Raw genomic sequence first — 15,855 nt, forward strand, 5'->3', positions numbered from 1 at the left:
GGAATTTGGAAGCGCCACGCCGTATGGGGCGAGGCGAACTGTCAAGAATTTAGAGGCGTTAGGGCCAGTAAGCCGGGTTCGTGGCGAAATCCGCAGGGATCGGGGCCATGTCCTTCAATGTAAAATACGCCTGATAGATAGGCTGGCGATGCGCTCCAGCAGCAAGAAGGATTAGCTGCCATTCGGCTGCTGTAACAAACACTGGGCCAGTTTCCGTCTTGATGCCGATCCGCCCACCCGGCTGCCCCATATTGATGTATGCCTGTGAAAGAGGGGTGACCTCTTCCGTCCACCGCTTCATGTCCTGTGGTGTGGTGCCGAAATGATGGGTGCCGCGCTCATCACCGAAATTGTAGTCGAAACCAAGAGCGAGCCGCCGATCCAGTTCCGCTGAAACCATTGTTACAGACACGACAGGTTCTTCGGTAGGCGGTGTCTCGTCCTCGCCTTCAGGTGAATAACCCCATGCACCATCTACAAAGCGACGGACAAAACCTTCGCGTTCGTCAGGAGGGGGAATGATGGTGGAAAACGCAGGCGCCAGATGCGCTCCGCTATTCAGTGGGTCAGGGTCGGCAGCAGACACGCCCAGATATTCACCCCCATCAGGATGGTAGTTATAAATATCCATGTTCCACCTCAAAACTTTATGACGGCGTTGAAAGCAACGTTCCGAGATCGGGCTTCCGTACCGCCGCTCGCCAAGATCGTGATACCCACGGTGTTCTTTCTGACGCGGTAGGTTTTAAAATCGGAGATACCTTGCCCATATTCCCGCATTTGCGAGCCGGAACCTTGCGATATGTCAGTTGGCAAATCGTGGTCATGTCCGGGGTCAGTGTAAGGGTGGGCGTGAGATTTATTGTCGCTATCCTGCCAAGAGCCAAAACCACGACCACTATCGACGCCGCGCCCATCGTCCCACGCGCGGTCGAACTCACCGCGATTATCCGGCAACTTGAAGGTGCCGTTGCCATTATCGGCGAATACGAACGGACCCGCCGTCCAAGTTCCAAGCGCGACAACACGTCCATTGTGTAGCGCCCAATTCCAAAGGGCGGCATAGGATGCCTTGGAGAGAGACGCCCCATTACGCTTGACGTAGCCCGCCCGCGCCGCCGGTTGTCCGTCCTTGTCGGGATGCCCTACCATTTGTGAGGCGTAGCCTTCGTAAGCCGCGCCATTGGCGTTGAAAACCTGCCACGTCATGATTGAGCAGTAATCGGCGTGCCAGATAGGCCCAATGTTTTCAGAGGGCAGCGCCGCGCCACTCTGGAAAAACGGTACGCGAGCCTCAATGGCGGACTTTTGCGCGGTGCTGACAGGTTTGTCTGCATCAGCGGTATTATTGACCTTATCAAGCCCAACATCAGCTTTCGCAAGCTCGACATCGGCAGACAGTTCCTTGCCATTGACTTTGCGGCTCGTCGGCACCTTGCCCAAAAGACCTTCAGACAATGCCTGCGCCGTCGCATAATAGGCCGGAAGCTGGTTCCCGAACTTGAGAGCGTTCGGAGCCGATCCACCTATGATGATCTGGTCAATCTGCTGCTGCGCCAGATCGATTGAGGTTTGCAGATTGGCAATCTGCGGCGCGACGTTGACCTGAATGTAATCAAGCGATGCCTGAATGCCTTGGGCTTCCAGGCTTTCGAACGATGCTTCCAGTTCTTCGCGGTCCACAAGCCGAGCATGAATGTCGGCCATCGTGGAATTCCACAATGGTCGGTCAATCAGCGTCTTCGGCCAGGACGGAAGCTGATATCCGTCAGACCTCTCTGGCATAATCAAGCACCTCGTCGCCTTCCTGCTCAATGATCGCAGCCACCAGCGATCCGCGCATGTTGATTTCGTTCAACGGGTAGAATGTGAAACGCCCACGTTTAACGATGCGAGAGAGTTTCACATCATAGGATTTCTCCGGGTCGATCTTGAAAGCCATGGGAACCTCTAAAGTGCCGCAATGAAGGCGTCCTGCACGAACGGCACGGACACGACATTATTGGTGGTGGCCGCAGGGCGCATGCGGGCGGCAGTCGCCGACGCGCCGAGCGTATAGGTGGAAAGATAGGTCCGGCGCGCAGGCATCTGCGGGTCAACCGTGATTTCGGTGGTGTCCGGGTTGACAACCGTGTTTCCGACCATGATGGCGGGCGTGAAGGTGTGCCGGTCGGGATCGAAGGAATCCAGCGTGTATTGCGTCTGGATGCTTGTGGTGGCGAAGCCGAACGCAAAACTGTCACTGACCGCCCGCATACTGTTGCGATTGCGGGCAACGCGGGAAATCGCTTTCTGGTCAAGCTGGATCATTGGCTGCAAATCAGCCGTCCCCATCATGACCATGCGCAACTCCACGGAAGCGGGAAGACCTACAAGCGGGTTCGTCGCCGGGTCGCCGTCATCCAGTTCCGTCCAGACAGTGGAACCGGAAGGCCGGATTTCCCAACCGAGCGTGCAGCCACCCGGCACCCACCCGGCAAACAGCATGTCGATCTGCGTCATGCCGTCCGCGAGGTTCAAAGCCTGCATCGGAATGACCGTGCGCGGGCTGCGATAACGGGCAGCATTCAGCCGGAAGCAGATATCCGTTTCCGTCGACCCCTGCGCAAATGCGCCATCTGTCGTCAGGAACTGCGTGCCGCCCGTATACTTGTTCGACCCGGAAATATGCAGCGCATGCGCGCCGGTCGTTACCGTGACGAAAGCGTAGCGCTTTCCGCTTTCCAGCAGCGTGATGGGCAATTCCGCCCGGTTCCAGCCGACCATAAGATTGGCATGGTCCAGTTTGCCCTGCGCAAGCACCGCATCAAAACGCGGCATGCCGCCGGTCGTGGTTTCCACGATGAAGATATGTACATCGCCATCAGCACCGACACGGGCAAATGACAGGTCAAGACTTGTGACCTGCATAGGCTGCGCCACGAGGAAGGATTGGCCGTAGATCGAGCCGCTGATACCAACCTCTTCTGTCACGTATTCCCAATAAGGTTCGCTATAAGACTCGTACCGAACCTGCCGGACGCCGTAAGTTTGATGGCCGGGACCGCCGTTCGCACCGACATAGACCACTTCGAACGTCTCGCCGCCGACATTGAACATCTGCCCAACGCGAGCATCGCCACCGAGACCCGACCATCCCGCAACATTTTCGCACGCCCATTGCGTCGGACCATAGGTGATGCGAATACGGGACGCTTCCTTTCGGACAAGCGTGGTTTCCGTGTGCACCAACTGCGAAATATTTAGCGTCGCATCCAGCGAAGTGTTTGCAATGCGCGTCACCTCATCAAAGGCAGGCACCATGCGGCGACCACGAAAAGCAATCTTCGGATCGTCTTCTGCCTGCACTTCAAGGCGGGCCTGCCCTTCGGCGGCGAAGCCGAACCGAATACCCTCTTCGATCCGCGCGAGCCAGTCCACATGCGCCATGTCCCAACGGTCGGGGATAAGGCCGTCATCGAACACATAGGCGCGCGCCTCATCCGGCAGATCGACTTTCAGGCGGGCAGCGCCGATATCGCGTTGCATCTGGCGAATAATGACCGGACGCGGGATTTCGGTAAGCTTGCCCTGAATATTGACGATCTGCGTTTCAATCGTCTCGGTCCTCATGAACAGGCCGTCCAGATCGACTTCCAGCGCCGTAACGCGACCCTCCACTTCGTAGAGGGTTTTCACCCGGTCGCTATTGCCCGGCTCGATGGCATTGGCATCAATCCCGAAGAGGTCAGCAGCACGAAGGCAATGCATGCGTCCGTTGACGCCACCACCGGCTTGACCGGAACCGGGTTTGCTTCGCCTGCCGGCACGATCAATTCGACAACCCGGCGGATTGTCTTGGGCGTGCTCCGGTTGACGATAACACTGGTTTCAGGATCATCGGAGGTTTCGAAGGGGCGCGTTGCCGTGTCGGTCACTTCCTTGCCGCGCAGCAGGATGGCAACCCAACGCTGGTCGGAAGCTGCCGCAGGGATATGAATCTGGAGGTTCATATCGTTCGGCGCTTCCTGCGCATAAACGATTTCCCCGGCGACATAGCGGCCTGCCGACACCGTGATTTCCTGCGCCGATTTCCGCGCCACCGTGAAGGCGGCCCAATGGGCGGGATAGCCGATGGCATCCAGCCAGAGGCCGTCCGTCGCGGCCTGCGCCTGCAAACCGATGGCTTCGAAATCCGCGTGATCGGCGATTTCAGCTTCTGCAAAGGAAGTGCGCTGCATGTGTCGTTACCCTCAATCCAGCCGCTTGCGATCCATGTAACCGCCGATGGCATGGCTTCCGTCGATGAAAATAATGTCGTTAAAGGTGATGCCGCGCCGCCATGCGAAGGACACGGAATAAAGCGTGTCCGGCGTCTTGGCTGTGACCATTGCGCGCTTGGCGCGGCGGATGGGTTCGAGATCGATGGCCGTCATCGCCGCCCGCCCGAAGGCGCTACGGCCAATCTGAAAAAGGTTCTTCGGCGCGGTCAGCGTGACGCGGACAAGATAATGCGCAACGAACGGCTGATGCGCTATCGGCGTTCGGCCAATCACCGCCCGCCCGAAGGTGAAGCGGTTCGGATGCGCGATGCGGTCCACGATTTCCGCATCGACAAACGCAAGATAGCGTTTCAGCCCGGCAAGTGTGCCTTTCAGCGCGCCCAAGGGAGACGCGGGATAGAGCGTCGAAACCCCGGCGCACTGCGCAATCATTTCCCGCTTGCGCTCTTCGGTCCAATCATCAAACCAGAGATCGACCGAATGATGCACGGCCAGCCACGGCAGAAACCGTGCGGGCGTCTGGTAGGGGTCCATCAGAACCGCGTAAGGTATCGGCAGATCATCCGACATACCGGCGGCAAGCGCCTTTTCGAACGGCTCAGCCGATGACGGCAGCAACACACCTACATCGCTCATGCCCGCACCTCGACAGCGATGTTAAGGCTGGTCATCACCGGCACCTTGTAGGCATCGGGCTGGATGACAACCGGCGCGAGGTCGCGCACCCTGATAACGCCGTCACCAAATGCCGCCCCCGAAAACAAGGCTTCGGGGATTTCGCCGCCGATCAGGATGCGGGCGGTTGCCGCTGCGGTGACACGTTTTTCCGCTTCCTGCCGGACGATATCGGCAGACGGCCCGACAGCCGGAATTTCGAGAACAAGCGAGACCGCATATTCCGTCCGCCCGGCGGCCATGACAGAGATAGCCACAGCTTCCGGCGCACGGTTCGGGTTCGTTACCGACGCCCGGACTGTATCCAGCTCCAAGGCGGTCGGAAGCCTGCCCATCGGCCCAATGACAACAACATCCGTATCGCCGCGACGGCCATGCACCGCCCGGCCATTCACCCGCGCATCCCAAAGCCCAAGTGCCTTATCAGCAGATTGCGGCCAAGCCGTCCACGCATCATAGAGGTAGCGACCGGCAGAACCGGCGGACGGCAGATCGTAAGACAGGAGATAACGGCGCAATAGCGCGTCATCGCCTTCCATGATCGCCGCCGCGTTCGCGGTGGCAGGAACCACGGTCAGGCGGACTATGTTGCGGTTTGCTGCGATGGCGTCCAGATTGGACCCCTTCGCATATGCCGCCAGAAGCGACCGGAACGTGTCATTGACATTCTGGCGGTCCAGAAGGCGCAGGTATGACCAAGCTTCACCGACGACGCCCGCCGGGTCTGTTTCGAGATCCTGCACGTCATATTCCGGCAGCGATGGATTGACCGCCCGCAGGGTGTTCCAGAATGCGAGGAAGCGGACCTTGAATTCGCTGTACAGCGTTTCGAAATCCAGCGGGCTAATCGCATCAGGCAACGGCAGGCGCGAAACATCAATCGTCGTCGGTGCGTAAATCGCCATGGTCACTTGCCCGGATAAATGACGCGGACGCTGGCGCTCTCCGCAATGGAGTAATCGCCGCGATGGCCGCGAGGATAATAGGTGCCGAAGATATCGAGCGCGATGACGCCACCGGCATCCGCTTGGGTCACGCGCCCGGCAGTCATTCGGAAGCGCGGTTCCCATTCGAGGATTGCCGTTGCGGCGGCAGAGTAGAGCGCAAGCACGTTCCGCCGCGTCATCTTGCCGTCGATAAAATCAGGGACATTGCTGCCGAAGGTTCGGCGCATGACGCGCGAACCTTTCGGCGTTCTCAGAATTTTGCGGATTGATTGCTCCGTATGCGGCCAATCATTCAGCGGTGCGCCGGTCTGACCGTTTACGCCGGTTGAGCTTGCCATGGGCGCTATCCTCTTTTTCAGGAAGAACGACATTGCCGAAGGGCGGCGCAAGCTCGCGGGCTTCGTCGTCGGTCAGGGGGATGATTTCGCCAGCCGACCGCCAGCGCCCGGCGATTTCGCAGCCGGTTCGGACCTTGTAATTTTTCATGGGGCGTTCCTCAGTCCACAGCGAAGACGTGTTCCGAGCCTTCGACAATCGGCCACTTGCCCGATGAAGAACCGGACATGACATGTACAAGGTCGCCGATCCGGGCAACGCGCTTGCCGCCGTTACCGCCAAGCTGCACGTTCGGCGATTCAACAATCACCTTCGGCGACGTGACTTTCGCCTGTTCCGCCGATGCTTCAATAACGGTGTCGCCGATCTTGATATGAAACGGCGTGTCGCTGTTTTCGCGGGCGTTGTCGTCGCTGTAGGTGGAAAAATCTATCTGCGCATCGGTCATGTCGCCGTTTTCGGAAACAACATCCACCTGCTCGCCGACGCTGTAGAGGACATCCACCTTGACGCCACCGGCAGCAAGCGTCCGCGCCTTGATCCATGGCGTCAGGTACGGCTTTCCCGCCTGTTCCGACAGCTTGACGCGGTATTTGGATTTGTCGTCACTGACTTCGGCAATCGTACCCTTGCGCCGCCGGTTGCGGTTCCGGCGCTCAAGTTCGGCTATGCGAACATAAAGGTCTGTGATCTGGTCCACCAAACTGGCCATCAGGGCGATCCCTCGTAAGGCGTGATCAACATGGCGTCGGCCTCGTCATGAATAAGACCGTATCGCCGCATGGCGGTCTGCAATTCGCTGGCGTTGCCGGACAACTGCGCACGAATGAGAGCAATCTTTTCGGCCATGGAAGGATCATTCGGAACAAGGTCGCTTTCGCATTTGGCGAGGAACTTGGCGAACGCCGAATCCGGGTTGAGCGGGACACCGCGTAACGGTTCGGCGACCATGCTCGCGGTGATTTTCAGTTGGTGCGCGGCAAGCCGCACGCCGTTCGTATCGCCGCTGATGCGCGAGCGCGATGCAGATTGAAACGACGAACAGAGAGAGCGGAAGATTTCCGCCCATTCGTTCTCCGGGTCATTGAGAGCATCGCCGGTCTGACGAAGCGCCATATCAAGGTGAAACTCAAACGTCGCGTCGGTCGCGGGCATTCCGAGAATAACGCTTTCGTCCGTCTCGGTATCGGTGACGGCGTGCGCCGTGGTCACGCCAGCTTCAAAAACGATATCGAGTTGCCCCGGCGATGCCAGCGAGCGAAGCTCAAGGCCCTCTATCAATTTCGAACCGTCCGTGTAGACGGAGATGAAAGGCTTATCTTTATCCGTCCGCAAGGAGCCATCGGCAGCGATATCAAGCACGCCGATTTCGCTGTCCAGCACGTTGGAACCGACAACCGTGTTTCCCTTGATCGCCTCCACGGCGCAGATGCGGGCAGCAAACCGGATGAAGGACATGGAGGCTCCTAAAGCTCTTTCAGGGCGACAGCGATAAGGTTGCTGTGCCGGTCACTGACGAAATCGACCGACCAAGCCGGTTCGCCAGCCCTGTCCATCGCACGCACCCGGTCACCGGATTGAAGCGCCGGGCCTTGGTATGTCGAGCGGTCAACGAACAGAACGGCATCCGCCGCAGCGAAGCGAACGCGATGAGGGCCGCTAGCGGCATTGCCTGCCGGTCGCGTTGTGTCGTCTTCCGTGTGAAGGGCCTCGCAGCGGATGACGATCTGCGGGCGTTCCGGGTCCACCCTGCCGTTCGCCATGAACGACAGGCGAACTGTTTCGCCAAAAGCGCCGCCAACCTTACGGTCAACGGCAGCTTCCAGTTTCCGCCAATCGACCATGTTACTGGTCAACCAGCACTTCGCCGAAATCGGACGGGTTGATTGCATCCGCAGCGGCATAGCCGATCTTCGGACTCGCACCACCGTTGTCAGCGGTTGTTGCTTTAGCGCCATCCCAATAAAGGATTGCACCTTCAGCCCACCCCTGCGCTTTGGTCTTCGGCAGAGTGAAGAGACCCTTTCGGGCAATATTGACACGCTGACCAGCCTTGGCGGAAAACTCCGCTACGCCGAACAGCTTGCCGACAAGAACGCCGTCGCCGGAATTGACATCGGCGGGCGCGGTGACTTCCACCGTATCGGCGGGGCCTCGATAATTTTTCATGGTGATCTTCCTTGCGATCAACGTGAGGGGAAAGGGAGAGCCGGGCGGCTCTCCTAACGAAGTCAGGCGGGCGGCTTACGCTTGGCCGGGGTTGTGATAGCCGAAGCGGAAATCGGTCGCGCCGCAACCGAAGTCGTGTTCCACCGACATGCTGAAACCCTGCGAGCCGAAGGGTTCGTCCATGCGAACGCGCGGAGCCTCGTAACCTTCGAGGTAACCCCAACGGTAATTGGAGCCGGTCGAAGGATCGGCAAAGAGGTCCCAGGAATTGTCCGCGATCTGCGAGGTTTCCACCAGTTCGAACTTGCCGGAGAAAATGTTGACGGTGGAGACCGTTGCGGGCGTGATCGACGCCAGCAGCTTTTCGGCTTCGGTCAACTGGTTCGGACCGACCAGCATGATACGTGCCGGGTTTGCGAGCAACGGCTTACCATCCACAGAGGTTTGCCGACCCATCGATTTGCGGCCTTCGCCGACGCTATCGACCGTGATCGCAGAACCCGCAGCGGCAAGGTTCTTATGGTCCGCATGGAAGACGGTTTTGCCGTCCGCCAGCTTGCCGTTATACGCGCCGGCATAGAAGGTGACTTCTTCGAAAAGAGCGACCGAAGCCCCGTAGCTCGTCAACAGTTCGGCGATGGCGCCAAGGTCGTCATTGATGAGCATCTGGCGGCTGACAGTCAACGCGATTGCATAGCTGAACGCCTGCACGGATTCCTTGCCTTCGCCGAAGGACCCGAACTTGATCTTGCCGTTTTCCAGAATCTTTTCCAGCATCGGGAAATCGCCGGTCTTGACGATCGTATCCGGGCGGAAGTCGCGGAAGTTCTTCTTACGGGCAAAGCGCTTGAAGGTCGGCTGCGCCAGCGCGTAGCGCTGTTCCAGCGTGCGATTGACAGCACCTTCGAAAATCACCGGGAAATCAGAAGTCGAATGCGCGGCACGGCTGAAGATGTTGTCGATATCGCGGGCATTCAGCATGCGGCGACCGTGGAAATTCACGCAGTCGGCAGCGATATCGACCAGACCTTGGCCCATATACTGGCGAGCGGCGGCGGACGGACCTCCCTGCGGGACCGGCGCGCCGAGACCGTACGCCAGAGCTTCCACACGGGCCGCACGGATGGTGTCGGCTTCGTCGTTGCCGACATGTACGCGAACGCGGCTATCGGTCGGCGCGGCGCGCTCACTGGTCACCAAGTGATCCAGAAGCAAGCCCCGGAAGCTATCCAGAGGAGTGCCGGAGCGGATATGGTCACGACCGAAGCCCGCTTGCCCGGCACGCTCCGCCAGTTCTTCGATAGCAGTCACACGGTCGCGTTCGGCACGAACGGCATTCTGCGCAATTGCCTGCGGGTTGCTTTCCGTGGGCGTCGGCGCGTTCCGCTCCGCATTTTCAAGTGCGGTAATCTCGGCACGGACGCCATCCAGTTCGGCGAGGATCGCAGAATGATCCTTTTCGATGGCGCGGGCGGCTTCATCGGAAAGCCCCTCCACCAGTTCCGCGCGCTTGCTTTCCGCGCGCGTCGTCAGATCGGTGGCCTTCGCCCGGAGTGCGAGCAGTGCCGGGGTGGCCTGATAGACATGATCCAGCATGCCGCGCGTCTGCACGAATGCATCGTGACCGAGCAGCGAGGCCGCGTGGGAAGGGTCGGCGGAAAGAATGGTGAAGGCGAGACCGAAGCAGACGATTGCGGCGACGGTCGCGAAAACATATGCAGCCTTTTTCATGGCGTGCGGTTCCTTTTGTATTACCGGGCAGGACAAGCGCCGTCGCCCTGCATCCCCGGTGGAAGTCAGGCGGCGAACTGGAAAAAATTGGAATGAGTGTCAGGCGAAGCGGCGTTCGGCTTCGGCCATGCGCATGCGAACGGCCCGAAGGTCGAGACATGCCGCAGACTGGATAGAGAGCGGGAACGTGGCTTCGCTGGATCGGACCTGCGCGCCGGGATCGGCCGGTACGGTCACAAAAGAAATCTCGTTCGGCGTCCAGCGCTCCACGAAAATCTTTTCGACCTCGCCTTTCTTCGCCGCTTCCTCCACCCGGATTTTATCGATGGAATACCCAACCGACACATTCTTGATGATCTTGTCAGAGACCAGCCCGAACATGCGGTCGGCGGCCAGATCAATTCCGGCCTTCGGGAAACGGATGGTCGCCCACCCTTCGGCTTTCTCGATCCACGCCCGCTCAACAACGGCGATCTGCGAGAACGTGGACCAACGGGAATGGCTGTCCAGAACCGGCGCACCCAAATTCATGCGCGACAAGTCCAGCGCCCGTTCGCTGACGACAAGGATTTCATCGAACGGGACAGCCGTATCCCATCCGGTATAGCGCAGGCGGCGCACCGCAGCGCCGGTTGTGAAAACCAGCGTAACGGTGCGCGCCTCCGCATCGATAGAACTAACATTCAGGTCCTGCCCGCGAACCTGCATCGGCAGGGACGCAGGCGCTTTACGCAGTTCAAGTTTCGTCATCGTCGGGGTCCTTGTCATCGTCTTCCGACTTGTCGTCGGGCGGGTCGTCTGTTTCGTCCCGCTGCTGCACCTGCCCGGCCTGAGACATCCGCCGGGGGTCGCTGTCGAGAACAAGCTTGCGCTTGTCGATCTTGGCCGTGTCGGACGCGATTTCGTCCAGCACGTCATCCGGGTTTTCGCCCATTTCGGCGATAACGCTGGACAGCGAGCGGAAGCCGGACCGCACTTCCTTGATGCGGGCGTTCACGTCTTTGAGCGGGTCAGCGGAATAGAAGCGCGGCGGCGACCATTCCACGGCAACCTTGGGCGTCTTGATGATGCCAGCGAAGTAGGCCGCCTCGCAGAACCAGTCCCAAATTGGCTGCAACAGCATCGGAATGATGATTAGCCACTGAACGGCGGACATTGTCCGGCGGAACCCTTCAAGCCCGACCTTACTGGAAGAGTAGTTTACCTTGTCGAGCCGACCGGACAGAATGGCGTGGGGAACTCGCCAACCTGCGGCAATGGTATGCAGCATCGAGTTCTTGTACGGATCATAGCTATCCGTCACTGCCGGTTGCGAGAACTCTATGCCCCGACCGCCAACGGCATTGTAGAACATGCCCGGCTCGAATTTTTCGACGCGCCTGCCGTTTACGTCATAGATGCCGGGTTTGGTTGGGCCATTATCCGCCACAGGCATGCCAAGCGGGTCGGTTTCATCACCGCCAGTCATCACGCCGACGATGCAGGCTTCCAGCCGCTTGCGTATCAATTCGGACTGTTCGTAAGACGCGAGATCGTAGGTATCCACCATTGACGGCGCGCCCCACGGCGCGCCCATCACCTGCGTCCGCTTCTTTTCGAAGGCGTGGGCAATGTCTGATGCCGGAACAGGCTTCGAAACAATCGTAGACTTCGGATCAAAAAAGCTGTTGCCGGGATGCGAGCCGAACATCCAATAGGCGCGTTTCCTGCCGAGAGCATCGAATTCGATACCTTGGATGATCTTGCCGCCATCTGAAAGAATACCTTCCTTGGCGGTGTCAATCAGGTCAACTTCAAGCACCTGCAATTGAAGCGGGACGGGCAGACCGTCTTCCAGCCTGCGACGGCGGCGGCGAACCAGACCATTCCCGCTTTCAAACATCCCACGGGTCGCGAGGTTGATGAGGCCGTTGAAGTCAAGATCGCCGTCCGCATCGCAGACCTTACTCCATTCCGCAAAAAGCTTATTGAGCTTTTTGTTTTTCGAGCGCGGAATAATGCCGTCGCCGATGGCGTGGGTAACGAGTTCATGGACGGCCTTTTCCGCATACGGATTGTTGCGGACGAGATCGCGCATGCGGTCCCGAAGATTCCGACTGGCGCGCGCAAGTTCTGCGTCCGCCGATGTTGATTGTGCACGCCTGCCGGATTTCAGGCGGCTGGTCTCTGCGCCAGCGTATGCACGGGACATGATCTCCAGTGCGGCGCGGTGCTTTACCCGCCGAAGGCCAGCTTCGGGCGAGAAATAGCCAATGGTCCGGTCGAGAACGGTAGCGAGGCCCATCAGTCGAGCGCCGCGTAAATGGTGCGGGAGCCGCCCGACCGGGTGGATTTCAGGGCGGCAAGTGCCTCCCTCATTTCTTTGAGAGAGTGATATTCCACCTCGCGGCGCGTGCCGCCAGAGTGGAATATCACCTTTCGCGCGCCCATTGCGATTGCATCTTCAAGCGCAGCAATTTGATCGTCTGTAGTCGCCATTATGCAAGCCACTCCGGTTTCGCGATTTCTTGTGTGTAGGTTGCGACCGCCGGTTCCGGCGGTGTCGAAAGTTCGCCCTCGCGGTGCGCCCAATTGGCGTTGACCATCTGGCGAGCGGCAAAGGCGTATACTGTGCAGTCAAGCGCTTCATGGCGTCGGCCCGGTACCGGAACGAACTGGCGGCTTGGCTGGCCTCGCAGATAGCGGACCTCCATCTTTTCGCCCGCAAGCTGCTCGTACCAAACTTCCGGCAAGTCTTTCGAAAACCGAATGGACTTGGGCCGGGCCAGCCTGCCGAATATGTGACTCTTGATGCCGTCCACGCCGACGATGAAAAGGCGTCCGCCCTTCACGCTGGTTTTGGAACGCTCAATCCATGGCCGGTTGCCCGCAGCACCCTTGATCGCCAGAACGCGGCGATTGAAACGCGGGAATGCGAAGCGATAGACCGTTTCCATCGTTTCGCCGTCCGAGCTATCGACGCAAACGGCATCGACCTTGATCTTGCCGCCAAGTGGATGGTCCCATTGCGTCGTCAGGGCAACATCCAGTTCGGCCCATGTGGTATGGTCATCATAGCGACCCCACACAACGGTATGGCCGAGAACATAGGGGATGCCCTCTTTGTCCCAACCGACGAAGGTTGCCTCCAGACGATCATCCTGCACGTCCACGCCGACCGTGATAATCAGGACTTGGACAGGGATATTCTCCAGCCCGAAATCTTCGGCGCGGCCCGCAAGCTCGATATCGTCCAGTTCGTCGCCGTCCTCTTTCCACCCTTGGGCAAGGATGGTGTTGACGAAGGTTTGCAGCGTCGAAGGGTCGTTTTTGACCGTGACGAATTCGCGCGCCAGCCGTCCCCAGGAGGCGTTAGGCAAAAGCGAAATCAGGGCGTTCATGCGGAAACCGGCATGATCCTTGATTTCCGGTCGAAGAGCGCGCCAGCGGCCATTCGCCACCATGCCCGGCTTATGCCGTTCCTCCACAACAGAACCGCATTCGACGCAAACATAATACGCCTTCTCCGGTTCGCCTTCGGGCCAATGGATATCGGCCCATGTGATTTCATGGAAGTGACCGCACTCGGGGCAAGGCACCTCATAAATTCGCTTGTCCGATTGCTCATAGGCCCGCAACACATGGCTGGTCGCCTCGTAAACAGGCGTCGAACCCATGACAATCTTGCGGTCGGCAAAGGACAGCGTGCGGCGTTCCGCCAGCAGGATCGGCGACCCTTCCTTCGTCGCATCCATGCCGTCCGCCTCGTCAATGAAGAGGATGCGGACATTGTGACGGCGCAGGTTGCGCGGTGCCTTGGCGGCAATGACTTTCAAAAAGCCGCCGGGAAAGCGACGGGCAAGAAGGGTGTTGCGTCCACCTTCGCTAGTATCGCCGGTTAAAAGACCGCGAAGCGCTGGCGAGGCATCGAAAATCGGTTCAACGTCCGAAACCATATAGTCGCGGCAGTCGGCCTCTGTCGGCAGAAGCGAAAGGATCGGCGACGGGTCGTTCGAACAGAAGCTTGCCATGGCGCTTGTCAACAGCGTCGTGAAGCCGACGCGGACCGGCTTGACCAGCGTTACCCGCTCAATCGCGCTATCGCCAATGGCGTCGGCGATTTCACGCTGCGGGGGCCACAGCCGAACCTTGCCGGTCAGCGATGAAACGCCTTCCGGCAGATGGACGGTATGTTCAATCCATTCCGACAGCCGAAGTTTCGGCGGCGGCAACAGGCTGTCCCATACCGCTCGCCGCAATGTCGCCAGCGCCGTTGTCATCGTCCTCGTCACCAAGTTCGGTAAGCGCCGACCGGATTTCTTGGCCGATCAGATCAACATCGTAAGTCGTGAGGTGCGGGAGCATCTGCCGACAGCGCGAAGGCACCGACAAAACGGCGTTGCGGATGCGTCGGCCTATCGAAACCCACTCGTTTCGCACGTCCGTCATCGAAATCAGTTCGCCGCGCATGGCCGCGTTTTTCATGGCCGTCTGGTCGGCCTGTTCGCGCGCCAGTCTGGCGCGTTCGGCAGTCAGAACATCCGCGCCGTCACCGCCGCGACCGGCGGCAACACCGCGCAAATGCTCACAGTAACGCTGGATAGACTGGCGAAGATCGAAGCGATTCCGTTCTGTCTTCACCACGATTCCACGCTCTACGAAATCCGACACCGCCCGCTTGGAAACCTTCAGCAGTTCGGCCAGTTCGGATGCGGTGATTTCGATATCGAGCGAAGGCTTTTCCGGTTCGGCAGGTGCCGTTTCGGTAAGCAACGGGAGGCTCTCGCCAGCTTCCGCATGTTTCTTGTGCGATTTGGCCGCGAAACTCGGGCTGACGTTGAACTTTGCCGCCGCCTCCCGAACGGTGTGGCCCTCGTCCATGAAGGCCACGACCTGTTCACGCAACTCGTCAGGATAGCTCTTTGCCATCTGATTCCGATTCCATCGAAAGGGCGGTGGAACCCCCCTATAATTTTCTTCACAGAGCGAAATCCCGCAGTCGCCCACACCCGCTACTTGGCCTCTTTTGGGGGAGGACCCGACCGAGGGGGCATGGGGCGGGTCTAGGTCGGGGGTCGGGGTGGCCGGTCAGAGGACCAGCGTGGCAAGGGCGGCTTCGACCCGCTCTTTCAGCAAGGGCGCTGCTATGCGCTGGAATGCTTCGGCTGTTGCGCCGCTGGTCATCTCCTTCGGGATGAAGACCCCCGAGCGGGCGAAGGTAATCTTCGTGCCGGAGCGGTTGAGCCGGTAATAGGCATGGCCATTGAACTGCGCCACCGGCTTACGGTCAGGGAACTGTCCACCCCGCAGGAACGCGCCGGGATAGAGCGTCGGCTTTCCGAATGGTCGCGCCACGACACCGGCTTCGGTTTCCTTCGGGCGCAGATATTTGAGGCGAATGTTGCCGCCCCGCGTGGTCATGTCATAGACGTACCGGCCCGGCTTTGCGGTTGCCGGATTGCCGATGGCCTTAACGATGGTGGCACGCGGCAAGCCCGTCTGTTTCGTCAATTCGCGGATGACAACGGTTTTCGTCCTGTTGCCGACCTGATTGACGATGCGCGGTAGAACGGTCGGGAAGCGCCGTTTCAATTCCGCTATCCGGTCGCCGTACTCCGCAAGATTGCGGTCGGCCCATTTCATGGACAGAACAGCCATCGTCAGATTTTCCCGGAAGTTGCCTACACCCTACGCAAACGAAAAAGGCGACCGGGTTAGGGTCGCCTTTGCTCAAGTCCGCCGATGATATAGCTATC

General features: G+C 59.3%; 20 protein-coding genes. All 20 read right to left on the reverse strand.

Annotated elements, in window-relative coordinates:
• Positions 1–58: 58 nt before the first annotated feature.
• Positions 59–631 (reverse strand): DUF4376 domain-containing protein, encoded by a 573-nt coding sequence (locus G3A56_RS08790; protein WP_164056258.1) that lies wholly within the window; start codon positions 629–631, stop codon positions 59–61.
• A gap of 8 nt (positions 632–639) precedes the next feature.
• Positions 640–1,707 (reverse strand): phage tail protein, encoded by a 1,068-nt coding sequence (locus G3A56_RS28850; protein WP_164056259.1) that lies wholly within the window; start codon positions 1,705–1,707, stop codon positions 640–642.
• A gap of 61 nt (positions 1,708–1,768) precedes the next feature.
• Positions 1,769–1,942, reverse strand: a complete 174-nt coding sequence (locus G3A56_RS28420) for a hypothetical protein (RefSeq protein WP_170311452.1) — start codon at positions 1,940–1,942, stop codon at positions 1,769–1,771.
• A gap of 8 nt (positions 1,943–1,950) precedes the next feature.
• The gene (locus tag G3A56_RS08800) at positions 1,951–3,750 is read right to left on the reverse strand and encodes a hypothetical protein (protein WP_246230927.1); all 1,800 of its coding nucleotides are present in this window, start codon (positions 3,748–3,750) and stop codon (positions 1,951–1,953) included.
• Positions 3,675–4,220 carry a hypothetical protein gene (locus tag G3A56_RS28855; protein ID WP_246230929.1) on the reverse strand — a complete coding sequence of 182 codons (546 nt, stop codon included), beginning with the start codon at positions 4,218–4,220 and terminating at the stop codon, positions 3,675–3,677. Before G3A56_RS28855 ends, G3A56_RS08800 begins: the two co-directional genes overlap by 76 nt.
• A gap of 12 nt (positions 4,221–4,232) precedes the next feature.
• On the reverse strand, positions 4,233–4,898 hold the full coding sequence (locus G3A56_RS08805) for a phage tail protein I (RefSeq protein WP_164056260.1): 666 nt from the start codon (positions 4,896–4,898) through the stop codon (positions 4,233–4,235).
• The gene (locus G3A56_RS08810; RefSeq protein ID WP_246230931.1) at positions 4,895–5,842 is read right to left on the reverse strand and encodes a baseplate J/gp47 family protein; all 948 of its coding nucleotides are present in this window, start codon (positions 5,840–5,842) and stop codon (positions 4,895–4,897) included. Before G3A56_RS08810 ends, G3A56_RS08805 begins: the two co-directional genes overlap by 4 nt.
• 2 nt (positions 5,843–5,844) lie before the next feature.
• Positions 5,845–6,222, reverse strand: coding sequence for a GPW/gp25 family protein (locus G3A56_RS08815; protein ID WP_112161072.1), 378 nt, complete (start codon positions 6,220–6,222; stop codon positions 5,845–5,847).
• The gene (locus tag G3A56_RS08820) at positions 6,173–6,370 is read right to left on the reverse strand and encodes a hypothetical protein (protein WP_164056261.1); all 198 of its coding nucleotides are present in this window, start codon (positions 6,368–6,370) and stop codon (positions 6,173–6,175) included. The genes G3A56_RS08815 and G3A56_RS08820 overlap by 50 nt, the downstream gene beginning before the upstream one ends.
• A gap of 10 nt (positions 6,371–6,380) precedes the next feature.
• The gene (locus tag G3A56_RS08825; protein WP_164056262.1) at positions 6,381–6,932 is read right to left on the reverse strand and encodes a phage baseplate assembly protein V; all 552 of its coding nucleotides are present in this window, start codon (positions 6,930–6,932) and stop codon (positions 6,381–6,383) included.
• Entirely contained in the window at positions 6,932–7,678 is a 747-nt protein-coding gene (locus G3A56_RS08830) for a hypothetical protein (protein WP_164056263.1), read from the reverse strand. The genes G3A56_RS08825 and G3A56_RS08830 overlap by 1 nt, the downstream gene beginning before the upstream one ends.
• An 8-nt stretch (positions 7,679–7,686) precedes the next feature.
• Positions 7,687–8,076, reverse strand: coding sequence for a hypothetical protein (locus tag G3A56_RS08835; protein ID WP_246230933.1), 390 nt, complete (start codon positions 8,074–8,076; stop codon positions 7,687–7,689).
• On the reverse strand, positions 8,066–8,389 hold the full coding sequence (locus G3A56_RS08840) for a DUF2190 family protein (RefSeq protein ID WP_164056264.1): 324 nt from the start codon (positions 8,387–8,389) through the stop codon (positions 8,066–8,068). The genes G3A56_RS08835 and G3A56_RS08840 overlap by 11 nt, the downstream gene beginning before the upstream one ends.
• A 75-nt stretch (positions 8,390–8,464) precedes the next feature.
• Positions 8,465–10,120, reverse strand: coding sequence for a phage major capsid protein (locus G3A56_RS08845; RefSeq protein ID WP_164056265.1), 1,656 nt, complete (start codon positions 10,118–10,120; stop codon positions 8,465–8,467).
• Positions 10,121–10,219: 99 nt separating this feature from the next.
• A complete protein-coding gene (locus G3A56_RS08850) occupies positions 10,220–10,870 on the reverse strand; it encodes a hypothetical protein (RefSeq protein WP_164056266.1) in 651 nt (216 codons plus the stop codon).
• Positions 10,857–12,404, reverse strand: a complete 1,548-nt coding sequence (locus G3A56_RS08855; RefSeq protein ID WP_164056267.1) for a phage portal protein — start codon at positions 12,402–12,404, stop codon at positions 10,857–10,859. Before G3A56_RS08855 ends, G3A56_RS08850 begins: the two co-directional genes overlap by 14 nt.
• The gene (locus G3A56_RS08860) at positions 12,404–12,598 is read right to left on the reverse strand and encodes a phage head-tail joining protein (RefSeq protein WP_164056268.1); all 195 of its coding nucleotides are present in this window, start codon (positions 12,596–12,598) and stop codon (positions 12,404–12,406) included. The genes G3A56_RS08855 and G3A56_RS08860 overlap by 1 nt, the downstream gene beginning before the upstream one ends.
• Positions 12,598–14,379, reverse strand: coding sequence for a phage terminase large subunit family protein (locus G3A56_RS08865; RefSeq protein WP_164056269.1), 1,782 nt, complete (start codon positions 14,377–14,379; stop codon positions 12,598–12,600). Before G3A56_RS08865 ends, G3A56_RS08860 begins: the two co-directional genes overlap by 1 nt.
• A complete protein-coding gene (locus G3A56_RS08870; protein ID WP_246230940.1) occupies positions 14,294–15,028 on the reverse strand; it encodes a MerR family transcriptional regulator in 735 nt (244 codons plus the stop codon). The genes G3A56_RS08865 and G3A56_RS08870 overlap by 86 nt, the downstream gene beginning before the upstream one ends.
• Before the next feature lie 159 nt (positions 15,029–15,187).
• Positions 15,188–15,757: a hypothetical protein gene (locus G3A56_RS08875; protein WP_164056271.1), complete on the reverse strand. Its 570-nt coding sequence runs from the start codon at positions 15,755–15,757 to the stop codon at positions 15,188–15,190.
• Between the last annotated feature and the right edge of the window lie 98 nt (positions 15,758–15,855).

Source organism: Rhizobium oryzihabitans (genome assembly GCF_010669145.1).
Taxonomy (GTDB): Bacteria; Pseudomonadota; Alphaproteobacteria; order Rhizobiales; family Rhizobiaceae; genus Agrobacterium; species Agrobacterium oryzihabitans.